Below are 17,761 nucleotides of genomic sequence, written 5' to 3' on the forward strand. Positions count from 1 at the left end.
CTTCGCCTTTTTGGAGCGTGACGGTGATCCGCTTATTTTGTGGATGATTCTCTCTCTGATTACCTATGATCTATAATCATACTAAGAGTGCCTTCACAACGACCGCACGATTGAGCCCCAACGACCGCACGATTGGGCCTCAACGACCGCATAATTCAGCCCTAACGACCGCACGATTCGGTTGTATTGAATAGAGGGTTAAGAAGGATCTGGGCTAGCAGTGTTTTTCTTTAAAACAATGTAGAGAGTAAGGTTGTAAAGGAGTTTTCAAATTAAATATCTGTCTGCAAAAAAAAGTCTGCTGCATACATTCTTGAATGACATTTCTGATTAATTGTATTTTGTTTCAGGAATGTTGTTCGTGATGCGTGTAGCAGACTTATGAAATAAAACTTTTTATATCGTTTTATGCTTTAAAATCCGGTTCTTACCGTGCCTGTATGCGGGTGATTTCTCCGATGTACAGGGTATATTCTTTCGACGGATCAATGGACTGGTTAAGTGATTTCAGTTCTTCGGCCGACATTTTCTGGGTAGTAGATTTCCGGCATTCGATAACCACGGCAGGCTCGGTGCCCCGGGCGGTATAGAACGAAATGCGGTAGGTGTCGTTGTGTTCCATCAGGGTGCTGGCTGCATAACGGCTCTGGTCGATGAGCAGGTAGGAAACGTTCTTGTTGAACATCTGTCCGAATCCTCCCCAGTTTTCGGCTTTGATGTCGATAACTTCATCGTTGGCCGTAAGGGTGATGCGTCCGTCTTTGGTCATTTCGTTCAGGTTGGCCGGAAGCTGGGCAAAGCTGATGTCCTGAAGCTTGCCTGAAGGAGTTGCCGGTACGACAGGGGTTGCAGGTATGGCGGGAGCGGCAAGTGCTGCCTGTCCCAGTGCGTTGGTGGCCGCGAGGAAAAGCTCGTCTTTCAGGTCGATGGTTTCGCGTCTGAATTTGCCGCAGATGGGAGCCAGCTTGGTCTGTTTCTTGTTCAGTGCCATTTTGTCGTTGATCCACTCTTCGGCGGTATATTTTTCGCCTCCGTCGCGGGCTTCGTCATACCAGTAGCGGATGCGGCTCATGGTCAGCAGACATTGTCCGTCGCCGGCTTTTGCCGTGAGCTGGTAGTAGACCCGGGTGCGGTCGAGCGAAAGGGCCGTAGAGGAGAATACCATCCATTCTTCGGCCGATGCGGCGATGTCTCCGTCTTCCTTGTTGGTGTAGACTACGCGGCTCTGCATGCCGTCTTCGGGCTGGAAGCGTTCGTTGGCCCAGTCGAGCATACGCTGGTAAATTTCATCTTTTGAGAGTCCGGGAGCGTTGATTTCCCGGGTGAAGGTAATTTTTCCGTCTTCATAGGTAAGTGCGCCTGCCAGGTATTTGGGATCGGAGTTGTTTTTCTCCTTGTTGTCTTTCGCGATGGCGAACAGAGGAAGGCAGGCCAGAAGGATCAGTAAGATTTTTTTCATGGTTTTCTCTATTTAACTTTGCACAAAGATAGAAAATAAAAAAGAGAAGCAGTTTTCTGCTTCTCCTTTTTTGTTATTTTAAGACAATGTCTTTATTTTACGGGGATCTTGTCGATACGTGCCTGATGACGTCCTCCTTCGAAAGCGGTGTTGAAGAATTCGGTCATGATCTGGTCGGCGGTTGCTGTATCGATAAATCTTCCGGGCATTACGAGCACATTGGAGTCATTGTGCTGGCGGGCAAGCCGGGCGATTTCGGGGATCCAGCAGAGTGCGGCGCGTATTCCCTGGTGTTTGTTGAGGGTCATGCTGATTCCTTCTCCACTTCCGCAGATGGCGATGCCCGGATAGCATTCGCCTGCTTCTACGGCTTCGGCCAGTGGGTGAGCGAAGTCGGGATAGTCGCAGCTGGCGGTTGAGTAGGTACCGAAATCTTTATATTCCCATCCTTTTTGTTCCAGCCATTGTTTCACGAATTCTTTCAGTTCGAATCCGGCATGGTCGGAAGCCAATCCTATTATTTTCATCAGAACATTGCTTTTACTTGGTTATACACATTTTCGGCGTTGAAGCCTAATTTTTCATCCAGTACCTTGTAGGGAGCTGAGAAGCCGAAAGAGTCGAGTCCCCATACTTTTCCGTTGGCTCCTACCAGTCCTTCCAGGTTGACGGGAAGTCCGGCGGTAAGGCCGAATACTTTGACTCCGGCGGGGATGATGCTTTCCTGATATTCTTTGCTCTGGCTCCGGAAGAGTCCTTCGGAAGGTACGGATACGATACGTGTCTTGATACCGTCCTTGTGGAGGAGTTCGGCTCCGGCTACGAGGGTAGACACTTCTGATCCGGATGCTACGAGGATCACGTCGGGAGTACCTTCAGAGTCGCTTACGATGTAAGCTCCCCTGGCTGCTTCGGCGTAGTTGGTTCCTGCGGGCAGGCTGTTGACGTTCTGGCGTGAGAAGATCAGGCCGGTAGGGGTGTCGGTATTTTCCATGGCGAGCTTCCAGCATACGGTAGTTTCGTCCACATCGGCGGGACGGAGTACGAGCATGGAGTTCTTGCCGTCGTGGTTCTTGATTTTTTCCATCAGGCGGATCTGTGCTTCCTGTTCTACGGGCTGGTGGGTAGGTCCGTCTTCACCTACACGGAAAGCATCGTGTGACCAGATGAACTTCACGGGAAGTTTCATGAGCGCGGCCATACGGATGGCAGGTTTCATGTAGTCGGAGAATACGAAGAAGGTTCCGCAGGCGGAGATCACACCTCCGTGGAGGGTCATACCGATACAGCAGCATGCCATGGTGAGTTCGGCTACTCCTGCCTGGAGGAATGCGCCGCTGAAGTCGCCCTTGGCGAAGGCATGGGTTTTGTTGAGGAATCCTTCGGTCTTGTCGGAGTTGGAAAGGTCGGCTGATGAACAGATCATGTTGGGCACCTGTTCGGCAAGCAGGCCGAGTACTTTGGCCGATGCGTTGCGGGTAGCGTCGCCTGCCTTCTGTTCGATGGAGTTCCAGTCGATGCGTGGAGCCTTTCCGCTGAACCATTCAGCCTGTTGTGCGGCTTTTTCAGGGTTGGCTTCTGCCCAGGCCTGTTCTTCGCGGTGGCGCTCAGCTACGATGGCTTTCAGTTCTTCCTCGCGGCGGGCATACATTTCTTTCACGTCGTCGAAGATTACGAACGGGTTTTCCAGGTCTCCTCCCAGGTTGAGGATGGTGTTCTTGTAGGCATCTCCTCCCAGGGGTGCTCCGTGGGTTTTGCAACTGTGTTCGTAAGAAGTATTGTCGGCCTTGCGTGCGCCTTTACCCATGATGCATTTACCGATGATCAGAGTCGGACGCTGGTTTTCGGCTTTGGCTTCGTCGAGAGCCTGGCGGATCTGCTGGCAGTCGTTTCCGTTTATTTCGATGACGTGCCATCCCCAGGAGCGGTATTTCATGGCGGTATCTTCCGTCATGACTTCTCCGGTCTCTGTCGAGAGCTGGATGTCGTTGGCGTCATAGAACATGATCAGGTTGTCCAGTCCCAGATGTCCGGCAATACGTCCTCCACCCTGGGATATTTCTTCCTGTATGCCTCCGTCGGAGATGTAGGCATAGATGGTTTCTTTTTCAAAAGTAGGATTTCCGGTGCGTGCAGCCAGGAATTTGGCGGCGATGGCAGCTCCGATGGCGAAGACATGGCCTTGTCCCAGCGGACCGGAAGTGTTTTCGATGCCTCGCATAACGTCTACTTCGGGATGTCCCGGAGTGGGTGATCCCCATTGGCGCAGGTTTTTCAGTTCATCCATGGTGAACTTGCCCGTCATGGCGAGCTGTGCGTACAACATGGGCGACATGTGTCCCGGGTCAAGGAAGAACCGGTCGCGTCCTTCCCATTTTGGGTTGGCGGGGTCATATTGCAGATATTCTGCATACAGGACATTGATGAAGTCAGCTCCACCCATGGCACCACCCGGATGGCCGGACTTTGCTTTTTCTACCATTGCAGCAGCCAGGATACGGATGTTGTCGGCTGCGTGATTCATTAATGTGTTATCGTTCTTCATTTGTTAAAATGTTATTTCTTTTGCAAAGATAGTAATTTTTGGACGTTTCATTGCTATTTTCCGCTAAACTTGTCCCGAAATCTGCATTTCTTGTCGGGGTGTTCAGGGGGATTGAAGAATTTCCGGAGGGAATGGAGATAGCCGTTGCGGGGTCATTGTATGGGCGGCTTTATAATAATATAGGTAATGGGGATGGAATTGATTTATGTCATTAAATCTGAATTTTCTTTGTTTATGTTATATATTTGTTTGTATTTCGTTTATTATGTGATAAATTGATATAAATGCATTGTGTTAAGTAATAAAATGAAATTTACGATATTCCATTCTTCATTTTCTTTTCTGAAAATCGGTTTCTCTCTTTGCTTTATGAAAGAAGACTTCTAATTTTGTGGACAAATAAAAAGTGAAAACAGAAATTCGGTTTGAAAATGAAAGAGAAAATCGTAAAACAGCAATATTATGTCAGAGATGGTGGTTCCGGATATAATCGCTCTTTCTGTATGTCGGAAGGCTTGTATGATGCGTCGTACGAACATGATGCATGCGGGGTGGGAATGATTGTAAACATTCATGGCATCAAATCTCATGCATTGGTTGATTCGGCTTTGACGGTGCTGGAGCATATGAAGCACCGGGGAGCAGAGGGAGCCGACAACAAGACGGGTGACGGAGCGGGTATTTTGCTTCAGATTCCTCACGAGTTTATTCTTCTTCAGGGGATTCCTGTACCCGAGCAGGGAGCATATGGAACGGGGCTGGTGTTTCTCCCCCTGGATCCTTCTTCACGGGAAGAGATTCTGAAGGTGATGGCTTCTGAGTTCGAAGCCGGAGATTTGCAGATGATGCCTTTGCGTGAGGTTCCTGTGCGTTCGTCCATACTGGGAGAAGCTGCCCGTGCGTCCGAGCCTGTTATCTGTCAGATTTTTGTTCGTGGAACTCTGAGAGGTGATGAGCTTGAACTTGCTCTTTATCGGGCTCGCAAGCGGATTGAACGGCGCGTGGCTCATCAGGACTTTTATATTGTTTCTTTGTCTTCACGGCTGATTGTCTACAAGGGGATGCTTTCGTCTGTTCAGCTTCGGGAGTATTTCTGCGATCTGAGTCATCCTTGTTTTACGAGCGGACTGGCCATTGTTCATTCCCGTTTCAGTACCAATACCTTGCCGGCATGGAGTCTGGCACAACCTTTCCGTCTGCTTGCTCACAACGGCGAGATCAATACGATCCGGGGAAACCGCGGATGGATGGAGGCCCGCGAAAGTGTGCTTTCCAGTTCCCGTCTGGGAGATGTGGCCGACATACGTCCTATTCTTCAGCTGGGCATGAGCGACAGTGCTTCACTTGACAATGCGCTTGAGTTTTTCTTTCATTCCGGACTGAGCCTTCCTCATGCCATGGCGATGCTCGTGCCTGAGTCGTTCAATAGCAAGAATCCGATCAGTGATTCTCTGAAGGCTTTCTATGAATATCATTCCATTCTGATGGAACCGTGGGACGGACCGGCCGCCATTCTTTTCAGTGACGGACGTTATGCCGGAGGTATGCTTGACCGTAACGGACTCCGTCCTGCCCGCTATCTGATTACCCGTGATGATACGATGGTGGTAGCGAGCGAAGCCGGAGTGCTTGCCATTGATCCGGCAGAGATCCGTGAGAAGGGACGTCTCCAGCCTGGCAAGATTCTGATGGTTGATACGCGTGAGGGACGGGTGTACTATGATGCCGAACTCAAGGAGAGTCTGGCCGGTGAGCATCCTTACCGGAGCTGGCTTGAAGCCAACCGCATTGAGCTGGATGCCTTGCGTAGCGGACGTAAGGTTCCGGTTTCCGTTGACGACTATTCCCGCCGTCTGCGTGCTTTCGGCTATACCCGTGAGGATATCTCCAAGACTCTGGTTCCCATGTGTGTCAATGGCATGGAACCTACCGCATCCATGGGTAATGATGCACCTCTGGCTGTTCTTTCACGTCGTCCCCAGCTTCTTTTCAGCTATTTCCGCCAGCAATTTGCTCAGGTGACCAACCCTCCCATTGATCCCATTCGTGAGGAACTGGTCATGTCACTTACCGAATATATCGGTGCCGTGGGAAGCAATATTCTCCAGCCTGCCGAGAGTCATTGCAAGATGGTTCGTCTGCCTCATCCGGTGCTTACCAATGCCCAGCTTGATTTGCTTTGCCATATCCGTTACAAAGGATTTGATGCAGTCCGCCTCCAGATGGTTTTCGACGCTTCCCGCGGAGAGGATGGCTTGCGCGAAGCTCTTGATGACCTTTGCCGCAGGGCGGAAAAGGCCGTTGATGACGGAGCCAACTATATCGTGCTTACCGACCGGGGAATTGATGCCGCTCATGCGCCCGTTCCTTCTCTGCTGGCCGTAAGTGCGGTTCATCACCATCTGATCGGTGTCCAGAAGCGTGTCCAAACCGCGCTGATTGTTGAAAGCGGAGAGATCCGTGAGGTGATGCATGCTGCTCTCTTACTTGGTTATGGTGCGAGTGCCATCAATCCTTATATGGCTTTTGCCGTGCTTGACAGTCTGGTGGCCCGGGGGGAAGTCCAGCTCAACTATGAAACCGCCGAAAAGAACTATGTACGCGCCCTGTGCAAGGGACTTTATAAGATTATGAGCAAGATGGGTATCAGTACCATCCGCTCTTACCGCGGAGCGAAGATTTTCGAAGCCGTGGGTGTAGGAGCCGAACTCCTGCGTGATTATTTTGGAACCTCGGTGTCTACCATCGGAGGTATTGGTCTGAAGGAAGTGGCCCATGATTGTCTGGCTTTCCATCAGGCAGCCTGGTCTGAAGGAGAAAGTGATCATCCGGCCGGTGAAGAAACTCCCTGTGAGGATAGCCTGCCCGATATCGGTCAGTTTGCATATCGCAAGGGAGGTGAGAAACACGCCTGGACACCTTCGGTAATCAAAGCTCTGCAAGTGGCTACCCGTCTGGGAAGTTATACCAAGTTTAAGGAATTTACCGCGATGGTTGACCGGAAAGAAGAACCTTTGTTCCTGCGTGATTTCTTCCGTTTCCGCCGCAACCCCATTCCGTTGGAACAGGTGGAACCGGTGGAAGACATCGTCAGACGGTTCGTCACGGGAGCAATTTCTTTCGGAGCGATCAGCAAGGAGGCTCACGAAGCACTGGCGCTGGCCATGAACAAGCTCGGAAGCCGGAGCAATACGGGAGAAGGTGGAGAGGATCCCGCCCGGTTCAGTGAAACGTTCGACGGCATTTCCCTGTCGAGCAAGACCAAACAGGTGGCTTCCGGACGTTTCGGTGTGACTACGGAATACCTGGTACATGCCGAAGAGATCCAGATCAAGGTGGCTCAGGGAGCCAAGCCCGGTGAAGGCGGCCAGCTTCCGGGATTCAAAGTAGATGAAGTAATAGCCCGTACGCGTCATTCCATTCCGGGCATATCGCTGATTTCTCCTCCGCCTCATCACGATATTTATTCCATTGAAGATCTGGCTCAGCTGATTTTCGATCTCAAGAATGTGAATCCCCGTGCCCAGATCAGCGTGAAGCTGGTGGCCGAAAGCGGAGTGGGAACCGTTGCGGCGGGTGTAGCTAAAGCCAAGGCCGACCTGATTGTGATCTCCGGTGCCGAGGGAGGTACGGGTGCTTCGCCGGCATCTTCGGTACGCTATGCCGGAACTTCTCCTGAAATGGGAGTGAGCGAGGCCCAGCAGACTCTGGTACTTAACAAGCTTCGCGGGATGGTACGTCTTCAAGCCGACGGCCGGTTGAAGACCGGACGCGATGTCATCAGCATGGCTCTTCTGGGAGCCGATGAGTTTGCTTTCGGAACCTCTCCTCTGATTGTTCTGGGATGTGTGATGATGCGCAAGTGTCATGCCAACACCTGTCCGGTGGGAGTGGCCACTCAGGATCCTAAGTTGCGTGAACGTTTCCGCGGACATTATGAGTATGTGGTCAATTATTTCCGCTTCCTGGCACAGGAGGTGCGCGAGTATCTGGCCGAGATGGGTTTCACCCGTCTGGAGGATATTGTGGGACGTACGGATCTGATTGAGATCGCTCCCCGTGAGGCGGGAAGCAAGGAAGCTCTGCTTGACTTCTCACGGATTCTATGCCGGGTAAATAACGATTCAGCCCTTTGCCATGTATCCGGTCAGTTGCATGAGATTGATCACGTAATGGACCGTGAACTCATTTCCGCCTCTTTTGCGGAACTGGAGAAAAGCGGAGACGTTACGCTGGAGTATACGGTGGCCAATACGGACCGTTCCGTAGGAGCAATGTTGTCGGGCGGAGTGGTCAGCCGTTACGGGCAGGCCGGACTGGGAAAACGGAGTCTTCACATCACCTTTCACGGGTCGGCCGGCCAGAGTTTCGGAGCCTTTCTCGTACCGGAAATCCATTTCCGTCTGGAAGGCGAAGCCAACGATTACCTGGGCAAGGGCCTGAGTGGAGGTACGATTACGGTATGTCCTCCGCGGGAGGCAACTTTCCGTGCCGAGGAGAATGTCATAGCAGGCAATACCCTGCTCTATGGAGCCACTTCCGGAGAAGTCTATATCAACGGTCAGGTCGGTGAACGTTTTGCCGTGCGTAACTCGGGAGCCGTAGCCGTGGTGGAAGGAGTAGGCGATCATTGTTGCGAGTACATGACGGGCGGATGTGTCGTCGTGCTGGGCTCAACCGGAAGAAACTTTGCGGCAGGTATGAGCGGTGGCGTGGCCTATGTCTGGGATCCGGACCGGAACTTCGACTATTTCTGCAACATGGAGATGGTAGAACTTTCCCTGGTGGAAGACAAGGCTTCCCGCGAGGAATTGCATGAGCTGGTGCGCAAACATTATTTCCAGACCGGTTCTTCGCTGGCACATTCCCTGCTCAATCATTGGGAGCGCAGCCTGGGCGAGTTTGTCCGTGTGATCCCCTTTGAGTATAAGAAGCGCTTGGCCGAAGCTTCACGGATGCGTGAAAGCCGGGAAGAGATGCAGAGTGTATATTGATGCCGGATGTCCGGAATTATAATAACCCTTTAAAATAGAAATCGATATGTGTGGAATTGTGGGTGTATTCAATGTCAGGGAACAGACTCCCCAATGGAGAAACAAAGCTTTGTCGATGGCGCGCAAGATCCGTCATCGCGGTCCCGACTGGAGCGGAATTTATTGTGGAGGTACGGCAATTCTGGCTCACGAGCGTCTTTCGATCGTCGATCCCCAGAGCGGAGGCCAGCCTCTTTATTCGATGGACCGCCGGCAGATTCTGGCGGTCAACGGCGAGATCTATAATCACCGTGACATCCGCAAGCGGTATGAAGGACGCTATCATTTCCAGACGGGAAGTGATTGTGAGGTGATTTTGGCCTTGTATCGCGACAAAGGTATTTCTTTCCTGGAGGAACTGAACGGAATTTTCGCCTTTGCCCTTTATGACGAAGAAAAGGATGATTTCCTGATTGCCCGCGATCCCATTGGCGTGATTCCCCTGTATATCGGTTACGACGAGGACGGAACGGTGTATTGCGCCAGTGAACTGAAGGCGCTCGAAGGATATTGTCAGCGCTATGAGCCTTTCCTTCCTGGACATTATTATTCCGGACGCGAGGGAAAGATGAAACGCTGGTACGTACGTGACTGGATGGACTATGATGCCGTGAAGGACAACGGAGCTTCCGTGAGCCAGTTGCGGGATGCGCTGGAAGAAGCCGTCCGCCGTCAGCTGATGAGTGACGTTCCTTACGGAGTTCTTCTTTCCGGCGGGCTGGACAGCTCCGTAATTTCGGCCGTGGCCAAGCAATTTGCTTCCCACTGCATTGAAACGGACGGAACCAAGGAAGCCTGGTGGCCCCAGTTGCATTCCTTCGCCATCGGACTGGAAGGAGCTCCCGATCTGGCGAAAGCGCGTGAAGTGGCCGACTATATCGGTACCGTGCATCACGAGATACATTACACCCTTCAGGAGGGACTGGATGCCTTGCGAGATGTGATCTACTACATCGAGACCTATGATGTTACGACGGTCCGTGCGTCCACTCCGATGTATCTGCTGGCCCGTGTCATCAAGAGTATGGGCATCAAGATGGTGCTTAGCGGCGAAGGAGCCGATGAAGTGTTTGGCGGCTATCTCTATTTCCACAAGGCACCCGATGCGAAGGCATTCCATGAAGAAACGGTGCGGAAACTCTCCCGTCTTCATCTCTATGATTGCCTGAGAGCCAACAAGTCACTGGCCGCATGGGGTGTGGAGGGCCGTGTTCCTTTCCTCGACAAGGAATTCCTGGATGTAGCAATGCGTCTCAATCCCGAAGCGAAGATGTGTCCGGGAAAGACCATCGAGAAAAAGATTGTCCGCGAAGCCTTTGCCGACAAGTTGCCCGAGAGCGTAGCCTGGAGACAAAAAGAACAGTTCAGTGACGGAGTAGGATACAGCTGGATCGATACGCTCCGCGAGATGACCTCTCAGGCCGTAAGCGACGAGGAAATGAGTCATGCGGCCGAGCGTTTCCCCATCAATCCTCCGCGCAACAAGGAAGAGTATTATTACCGGAGCATTTTCGAGGAACATTTCCCCAGCGAAAGTGCAGCACGGAGCGTACCCAGTGTGCCGAGTGTGGCATGTTCCACCGCGGAAGCGCTGGCCTGGGACGCACATTTCAAGAATATGAACGAACCGAGCGGGCGTGCCGTGGCCGGAATCCACGAAGACGCCTACAAAGGTTGATAACAAGAGAGAGATTATGAAAGTGAAATTTACCAAGATGCAGGGGGCAGGCAATGACTACATCTATGTCAATACCTTCCTTTATCCGCTGGAAGAACCGGAACGCCTTTCACAGGAATGGAGCCGTCCGCACACCGGAATCGGTAGTGACGGACTGGTACTGATCGGTCCTTCGGAGGAAGGAGACTTCAGCATGCGGATTTTCAATGCCGACGGGTCGGAAGCCATGATGTGTGGAAATGCTTCCCGTTGCATCGGAAAATATGTGTACGAAAACGGTCTGACACAGAAGACCCGGGTGGCTCTGGAGACCCGTTCGGGCATCAAGATTCTGAATCTCCGGGTAAATGATGAGCGGGTGGTTGAGTCGGTGACGGTAGATATGGGAATTCCCACCGGTATCACTCCCGTGGATCTGGGGGAGGGGTACGGGTATTCCCAGGGGATAGCCGTATCCATGGGAAACCCGCATCTGGTGATCTTCGTGGACCAGGTAAGTGACGTCCGGCTTTCCGAAGTCGGTCCGCTTCTGGAACACCATCCTTTGTTTCCCGACCGGGTGAATGTGGAGTTTGCCCAGGTGATTGACGGGAGTCATATCCGGATGCGTGTATGGGAACGCGGATCAGGCATCACCCTGGCATGCGGTACGGGAGCTTGTGCTACCGCCGTGGCCGCGGCCTTTACGGGGCGATGCGGACGTGAATCGGACGTCACGATGGACGGAGGAACCCTTCATCTGCAATGGAATGAGGCCGACGGACATCTCCTGATGGGAGGTCCGGCAGGGAAGGTGTTCGACGGAGAAATAGAGTATGAACCTTCAAAATGAAACAATAGACTATGGCATTTGTAAACGAACACTTTTTACAACTTCAGGGAAGCTACCTCTTTTCGGAAGTGGCCCGCAAGGTAAAGGCCTTTGAGGCCGCCCATCCGCAGGTACGTCTGATCCGTCTGGGAATCGGCGACGTGACCCGTCCGCTTCCCCAGGCTTGCATCGAGGCGATGTGCCGGGCCGTCAGGGAACTGGCGGATGCCCGTACATTTCACGGCTACGGACCGGAACAGGGATATGACTTCCTGATCAAAGCCATTCTGAAACACGACTTCGAAGAGCGGGGCATTACTCTCAGTCCGTCGGAAATCTTTATCAGCGACGGAGCGAAGAGCGACCTGGGAAACCTTACCGAACTTTTCCGTCAGGATAATCTCGTCGCCATCACCGATCCGGTATATCCGGTGTATGTGGACAGTAATGTCATGTGCGGACGTGCGGGAGTTGCCGGAGCGGACGGTTTGTGGAGCAAGGTCACTTACCTGCCTTGTACCGGTGAGAACGGGTTTGTTCCCGAACTTCCCGATCATCGGGTAGATCTGGTTTACCTGTGTTATCCCAATAATCCGACGGGTACGACTCTCACCCGTGAGCAGTTGAAGAAATGGGTGGACTATGCCCTGGACAACGACGCGCTGATCCTTTTCGATGCCGCTTACGAAGCCTTCATCAGTGAACCGGACGTGCCCCATTCCATTTATGAAATCCCCGGTGCGGAACAGGTGGCCATCGAGGTGCGGAGCTTTTCGAAGACGGCCGGCTTCACCGGAGTACGTTGCGGCTATACGGTCGTACCTGAAAAGGTGACCGCACGCACGGAAGACGGCCGGCGGGTTGCCCTTAATCCCCTCTGGAACCGTCGCCAGTGTACCAAGTTCAACGGAACGAGTTACATCACCCAGCGCGGTGCCGAGGCCATCTACACTCCCGAAGGCCGCCGTCAGGTGGAAGAAACCATCGCCTATTACAAGGAAAACGCCCGCATCATGCGTGAAGGTTTCCGTGAGGCAGGTCTGACGGTTTACGGCGGTGTGAACTCTCCTTACCTCTGGCTCAAGGCACCCGAAGGAATGACTTCCTGGGAATTCTTTGATCATCTGCTTCACGAAATGAACGTAGTCGGCACTCCCGGTTCCGGATTCGGTCCCAGCGGTGAAGGATATCTGCGGCTTACGGCCTTCGGTCAGCGTGAAGATTGTCTGGAAGCCATGGAGCGGATCCGCCGGAAAGGATTTTCATCTGCCGGGAAAAGCTCGCTCTGAGGAAGGCCATTCATCGGAAGAATAAAGACAAAAATAGAATATATAGAACGGAAAAACCATTTTTGATTATGTCAAGATTAAGATTTAGCGTAGTAGAAAAGGCTTTTGCGGCTAAGCCAATCGAAGTAAAGACTCCTTCGGAACGTCCGGACGAATACTTCGCGAAACATGTTTTCAACCGCGAGAAGATGTTCAAATATCTTCCGACTCCCGTATTCAACAAGCTGGTAGATGCAATGGATAACGGAGCTGCTCTTGACCGGGCTACGGCCGATCAGGTGGCGGAAGGTATGAAACGCTGGGCCATGGAACAGGGTGCCACACACTACACCCACTGGTTTCAGCCATTGACCGAAGGTACGGCCGAAAAGCACGATGCCTTTGTGGAACACGACGGAAAGGGAGGCATGATGGAAGAATTTTCCGGCAAATTACTCGTCCAGCAGGAACCGGACGCCTCTTCCTTCCCGAACGGCGGAATCCGCAACACCTTCGAAGCACGCGGATATAGTGCCTGGGATCCTTCTTCACCTGTTTTCGTGGTTGATGACACCTTGTGCATTCCTACCGTTTTCATCGCCTATACCGGTGAATCACTTGACTATAAAGCTCCTCTGCTGAAGGCTCTTCATGCCGTCAACAAGGCCGCCGTTGCCGTATGCCGTTATTTCGATCCGGAAGTAAAGAAAGTCGTTTCCTATCTGGGATGGGAACAGGAATACTTCCTGGTTGACGAAGGTCTGTATGCTGCCCGTCCCGACCTGTTACTGACCGGACGTACCCTGATGGGACACGAAGCATCGAAGAACCAGCAGCTTGAAGACCACTATTTCGGAGCCATTCCTGCCCGTGTGGCCGCCTTTATGAAGGATCTGGAAATCCAGGCACTCGAACTGGGTATTCCTGTCAAAACCCGTCACAACGAGGTTGCTCCGAATCAGTTTGAGCTGGCCCCGATCTACGAAGAATGTAATCTGGCCGTTGACCACAACATGCTGATCATGTCGCTCATGCGCAAGATTGCACGTTCACACGGATTCCGCGTGTTGCTGCACGAGAAACCTTTCAAGGGTGTCAACGGTTCGGGCAAGCATAACAACTGGTCACTGGGAACCGATACGGGTGTCCTGCTGATGGCTCCGGGAAAGACCGCCGAAGAAAACCTTCGTTTCATCACCTTCGTGGTTAATACCCTGATGGCCGTCTATCGCCACAACGGTCTGCTTAAAGCCTCTATCATGAGTGCCACGAATGCCCATCGTCTGGGAGCCAACGAAGCACCTCCTGCCATCATCTCTTCTTTCCTGGGAACTCAGCTGAGCAAGGTGCTCGACCACATGGAAGAAAGTGCCGCCGACGAACTGGTGAGCCTGGGAGGAAAGCACGGCATGAAGCTGGATATTCCCCAGATTCCGGAACTGCTCATTGACAATACCGACCGTAACCGTACTTCACCTTTTGCTTTCACTGGTAACCGGTTCGAGTTCCGCGCCGTCGGGTCGGAAGCCAACTGTGCGAGCGCAATGATTGCCCTGAATACCGCAATGGCCGAACAGTTGACGGATTTCCATCAGGAAGTAGAGCGCCTGATCGGAGAAGGTGAGCCCAAGGTTTCGGCCATCATCCGGGTACTCCGCCGTTACATCAAGGAATGCAAACCTATCCGTTTCGACGGCAACGGTTATAGCGAGGAATGGAAGGCCGAAGCCGCCCGCCGCGGACTGGATTGCGAAACGAGCTGTCCGGTGATCTTCGACCAGTATCTGACTCCCGAAAGCGTACGGATGTTTGAATCTACCGGCGTAATGACCCGCAAGGAACTGGAAGCCCGCAATGAGGTGAAATGGGAAACCTATACCAAGAAAATCCAGATCGAGGCCCGTGTGCTGGGCGACCTGGCCATGAACCATGTGGTACCCGTTGCCATTGAATACCAGACACGTCTGATCGACAATGTCTATAAGATGAAACAGCTTTTTGCCGAAGATGAATCAGCCCGTCTTTCTTCTGAAAACGTGGCCATCATCCGTGAGATAGCTGCCCATACGGCTTACATCAAGGAGCATGTAGATGCCCTGATTGAGGCTCGCAAAGTGGCTAACCGGATTGAGACGGAACGCGAAAAAGCCGTAGCTTATCACGATACCGTGGCTCCGATGCTGGAGGAAATCCGCTATCACATTGACAAGCTGGAACTGATTGTCGACAATCAGATGTGGACTTTGCCGAAATATAGAGAACTGCTGTTTATACGATAAGCCGACAGGAATAAACTCTGATCTTTTTTACATGACTGTTGGTGTGGGGGCAGGCTGTTGTGAAACAGTTTGTCCCTTTTGTGTTCTTTCTTTCCGGCCTGAGAGTGCTGGACCTCTTTCCTCTGCCTTGTTTCCCAACAAATCTTAAAATACCCCGGCCGTAGCGAACCTTTACTTTCCTTTGGAAGTTGTTTTCTTCATCGGTAAATGTTTCAAATCTGAATATCTAAAAAAACGCCCATGAAGATCTCCGTGCTAACCTTTGTCCTCCGTGCAATCCTTGTAGTTGCCATTTTTGTATGTGGATCGTGCAGTACACCCTTTCCCTCGGAATCATCAGGTCCGGCAGGTTCCGGATATGTGAAGTGGTCCATTGTTTCCGATCTTTCACGGGCCCGGCTTGAGACGGACGGTAGGGGAGAGTTCGTTCCGGGCGATACGATTGTGGTCAGTGCCCACAATGTCACTTCCGGTCTGGTCCGCCGTTATGTCCTTCATCTGGAATCCGATGGCTGGAAGCCGTTTGTTCCCTGGAGTGAAGTGGGAAACGGAGAAGTGATTTTTACGGCCTGGCATGCCTCTCCTTCCGGAAGGCTGGTGAATGATGCCGGAGATTCAGAGTCCTCTTATGTCCACCGGATCGAGACACAACAGGACGGTGAAGGATATTTCCGTTCGGATCTTCTGGTGGCACGGACACATGTACAGGCAGGCGAAACGGTTGCTTTATGTTTCGGACATGCGCTTCACCGGTTGCGTATCCGGCTGGAATCTCCCGACGGGTCTTTCGACGGGCATCAGATTGCCGCCGGAGAAATCAGAGTCCGCACAGCCTGCCGGATTCCTTTCGATTTGTCGGAAGGAACATCGGGCGAGCCTGCCGGATATCAGTGGGTCACTCCGTTGAAGGAATCAGACAACACGTGGACTGCCTTGTTGTGTCCTCAGGAGGCCGGTGACCTGCGTTCTGAGGATTGGATACAGATTCGCATCGGCGACAAGGAACTGGCCATGCCTTTACCGGAGTCGCTGGCAGGGCAGCCGTTGGAGAGGCTGGAAGCCGGAAAGGAGATTGTTTACCGCATCCGTCTCCGGAAGGAAGCAGAGCCTGATGCTTTTTCCGGAACTACCCGCTGGGTGTATGGCATCAAGGAACCGCTTCCTGAACAATGGAATGCCGACCTTACCCAGCTGAAATGGACGGATGGTTGCGGGTGGTTTGACTGTAACAAGGTGAATCCGTCGGGGATTACTTCCGGAGATGACGGACTGATGTGCTGGGCAGCTTCAGCTTCAAATCTGATTCATTGGTGGCTGGCACAAAATGCCGGTACGGAAGCTGTCAGGGCTTATCAGGGGCCGGAGGCAGTACCGTCCAACATGTTGCACAGTCAGGTTTTCCAGCTTTACAAGAATCATTTTCCCAACCGGGGAGAGTATCCGTTGAAAGCCGTCAACTGGTTCTTTAACGGAGTATTCCAGAAGCGGATTTATGAAACAGATCCCGTGGATCCGTCTGCCGGCTTTTTCCGCTCCTGGCTGGGAACGAATTCTTTGGGAAAAGAATACTCGAATTACGAATTGACGCGTGATGGGTTTAACCGTATCGTTAAGCATGCATTGTCTTCCGGACAAGGTATGATGTTCGTTATCAATCTGGGCAAAAACTGGTCAACGCATGCCGTTACCCTATGGGGCGTTTCATTCGACAAATCGGGGCTGGCAGATACCTTATATATGGTGGACAACAACGACGGACGCTATGATGCACGCGGCACGATCCGTGCCATGAAGGTGAAATATTTGCCTTATTCCAGTTCGAATTCCGAACTTTATCCCTATGTGCCCAACAGTCTGGGTGATTTTACCATCCGCATAGAATCTCTTTGTACGTTAAGTTTGGGCCGGGAATGGATAAAATAGGCCATTGTGTAACTTGCCTGAAAATAGAAACTTATATGTCCGGAAAAAACGCCGAAACGTTTTCATTGATTCGTTTCGGCGTTTTCATTGAAAGCCCGAAACGTTTTTTTAAAAGCCCGAAGCCTTCTGGAAACCCTGCCGGAATCGTGCGGTCGTTGGGGGCAAATTATGCGGTCGTTGGGGCTGAATCGAGCGGTCGTTGAGGCCGGATCGTGCGGTCGTTGGGGCCGGATCGTGCGGTCGTTGGGGCCGGATCGTGCGGTCGTTGGGGCCGGATCGTGCAGTCGATTTTGAGGGTCGGAATTTTTGATTATTTTTGCAAGGATAATCGGAGTCTCAATCATGCAGCAACGGGCCATAAAGAACTTTTTTTGTCCTGTAAACTCACGGATGGAAATACTGGGCTTGATTACAATAAGACCGGGGTTTGTATTTAAGATCAATGAAGCCGGTTCTGCTTTTATTGGTTTGGTTGGGGCCGTGGACATTGCAATCAATTTGAGATTGATTAGGAAGGCTAATAAGAATTTTCCTTCTGCTTAAACGATTGAAACAAAGAATTAAATGACAGATTACAACCTAAAAAATAAACACAATGAAATTATTAAGTATTTGAATCCCGTATTTTCCATTTACACAAAATATTTTATAGTGCCGAAGAAAGGAGTAATCCAATAGCATTTTTTACTCCTTTCTAATAGTAGAGTAGACTACGACAATTTAATCCAGCAACAATTGCTCTTTATTATATATATAACATTTTTG

9 protein-coding genes are annotated in these 17,761 nt (G+C 51.7%); 6 read left to right on the top strand and 3 right to left on the bottom strand.

All coding sequences use genetic code 11. From position 1 onward, the window contains the following. Nucleotides 1-427 precede the first annotated feature (427 nt). The 3 genes from BACCOPRO_RS12625 to BACCOPRO_RS12635 all read right to left on the bottom strand — a co-directional run bounded on the left by BACCOPRO_RS12625 (nt 428) and on the right by BACCOPRO_RS12635 (nt 4,004). Nucleotides 428-1,459: a DUF4468 domain-containing protein gene (locus BACCOPRO_RS12625; RefSeq protein ID WP_008144256.1), complete on the bottom strand. Its 1,032-nt coding sequence runs from the start codon at nt 1,457-1,459 to the stop codon at nt 428-430. Between the two features lie 92 nt (nt 1,460-1,551). Next, entirely contained in the window at nt 1,552-1,986 is a 435-nt protein-coding gene (gene rpiB, locus BACCOPRO_RS12630; RefSeq protein WP_008144258.1) for a ribose 5-phosphate isomerase B, read from the bottom strand. Beyond that, nucleotides 1,986-4,004: a transketolase family protein gene (locus BACCOPRO_RS12635; protein ID WP_008144260.1), complete on the bottom strand. Its 2,019-nt coding sequence runs from the start codon at nt 4,002-4,004 to the stop codon at nt 1,986-1,988. Before BACCOPRO_RS12635 ends, rpiB begins: the two co-directional genes overlap by 1 nt. 503 nt (nt 4,005-4,507) lie before the next feature. Here BACCOPRO_RS12635 and gltB point away from each other — a divergent pair. The 6 genes from gltB (at nt 4,508) to BACCOPRO_RS12665 (ending at nt 16,996) form a co-directional block, all read left to right on the top strand. After that, complete coding sequence (gltB, locus tag BACCOPRO_RS12640; protein WP_246497798.1) at nt 4,508-8,998, top strand: glutamate synthase large subunit; 4,491 nt, start codon at nt 4,508-4,510, stop codon at nt 8,996-8,998. Nucleotides 8,999-9,044: 46 nt separating this feature from the next. Further along, a complete protein-coding gene (asnB, locus tag BACCOPRO_RS12645) occupies nt 9,045-10,715 on the top strand; it encodes an asparagine synthase B (protein ID WP_008144263.1) in 1,671 nt (556 codons plus the stop codon). Between the two features lie 16 nt (nt 10,716-10,731). Beyond that, entirely contained in the window at nt 10,732-11,547 is an 816-nt protein-coding gene (dapF, locus tag BACCOPRO_RS12650; RefSeq protein ID WP_008144265.1) for a diaminopimelate epimerase, read from the top strand. An 11-nt stretch (nt 11,548-11,558) separates the two neighbouring features. Beyond that, the gene (locus tag BACCOPRO_RS12655; RefSeq protein ID WP_008144267.1) at nt 11,559-12,815 is read left to right on the top strand and encodes an LL-diaminopimelate aminotransferase; all 1,257 of its coding nucleotides are present in this window, start codon (nt 11,559-11,561) and stop codon (nt 12,813-12,815) included. A gap of 68 nt (nt 12,816-12,883) precedes the next feature. Beyond that, nucleotides 12,884-15,073 carry a glutamine synthetase III family protein gene (locus tag BACCOPRO_RS12660; protein ID WP_008144269.1) on the top strand — a complete coding sequence of 730 codons (2,190 nt, stop codon included), beginning with the start codon at nt 12,884-12,886 and terminating at the stop codon, nt 15,071-15,073. A 240-nt stretch (nt 15,074-15,313) separates the two neighbouring features. Further along, the gene (locus tag BACCOPRO_RS12665) at nt 15,314-16,996 is read left to right on the top strand and encodes an IdeS/Mac family cysteine endopeptidase (RefSeq protein ID WP_008144270.1); all 1,683 of its coding nucleotides are present in this window, start codon (nt 15,314-15,316) and stop codon (nt 16,994-16,996) included. Nucleotides 16,997-17,761 lie beyond the last annotated feature (765 nt).

It is taken from the genome of Phocaeicola coprophilus DSM 18228 = JCM 13818 (assembly GCF_000157915.1).
GTDB lineage: Bacteria > Bacteroidota > Bacteroidia > Bacteroidales > Bacteroidaceae > Phocaeicola > Phocaeicola coprophilus.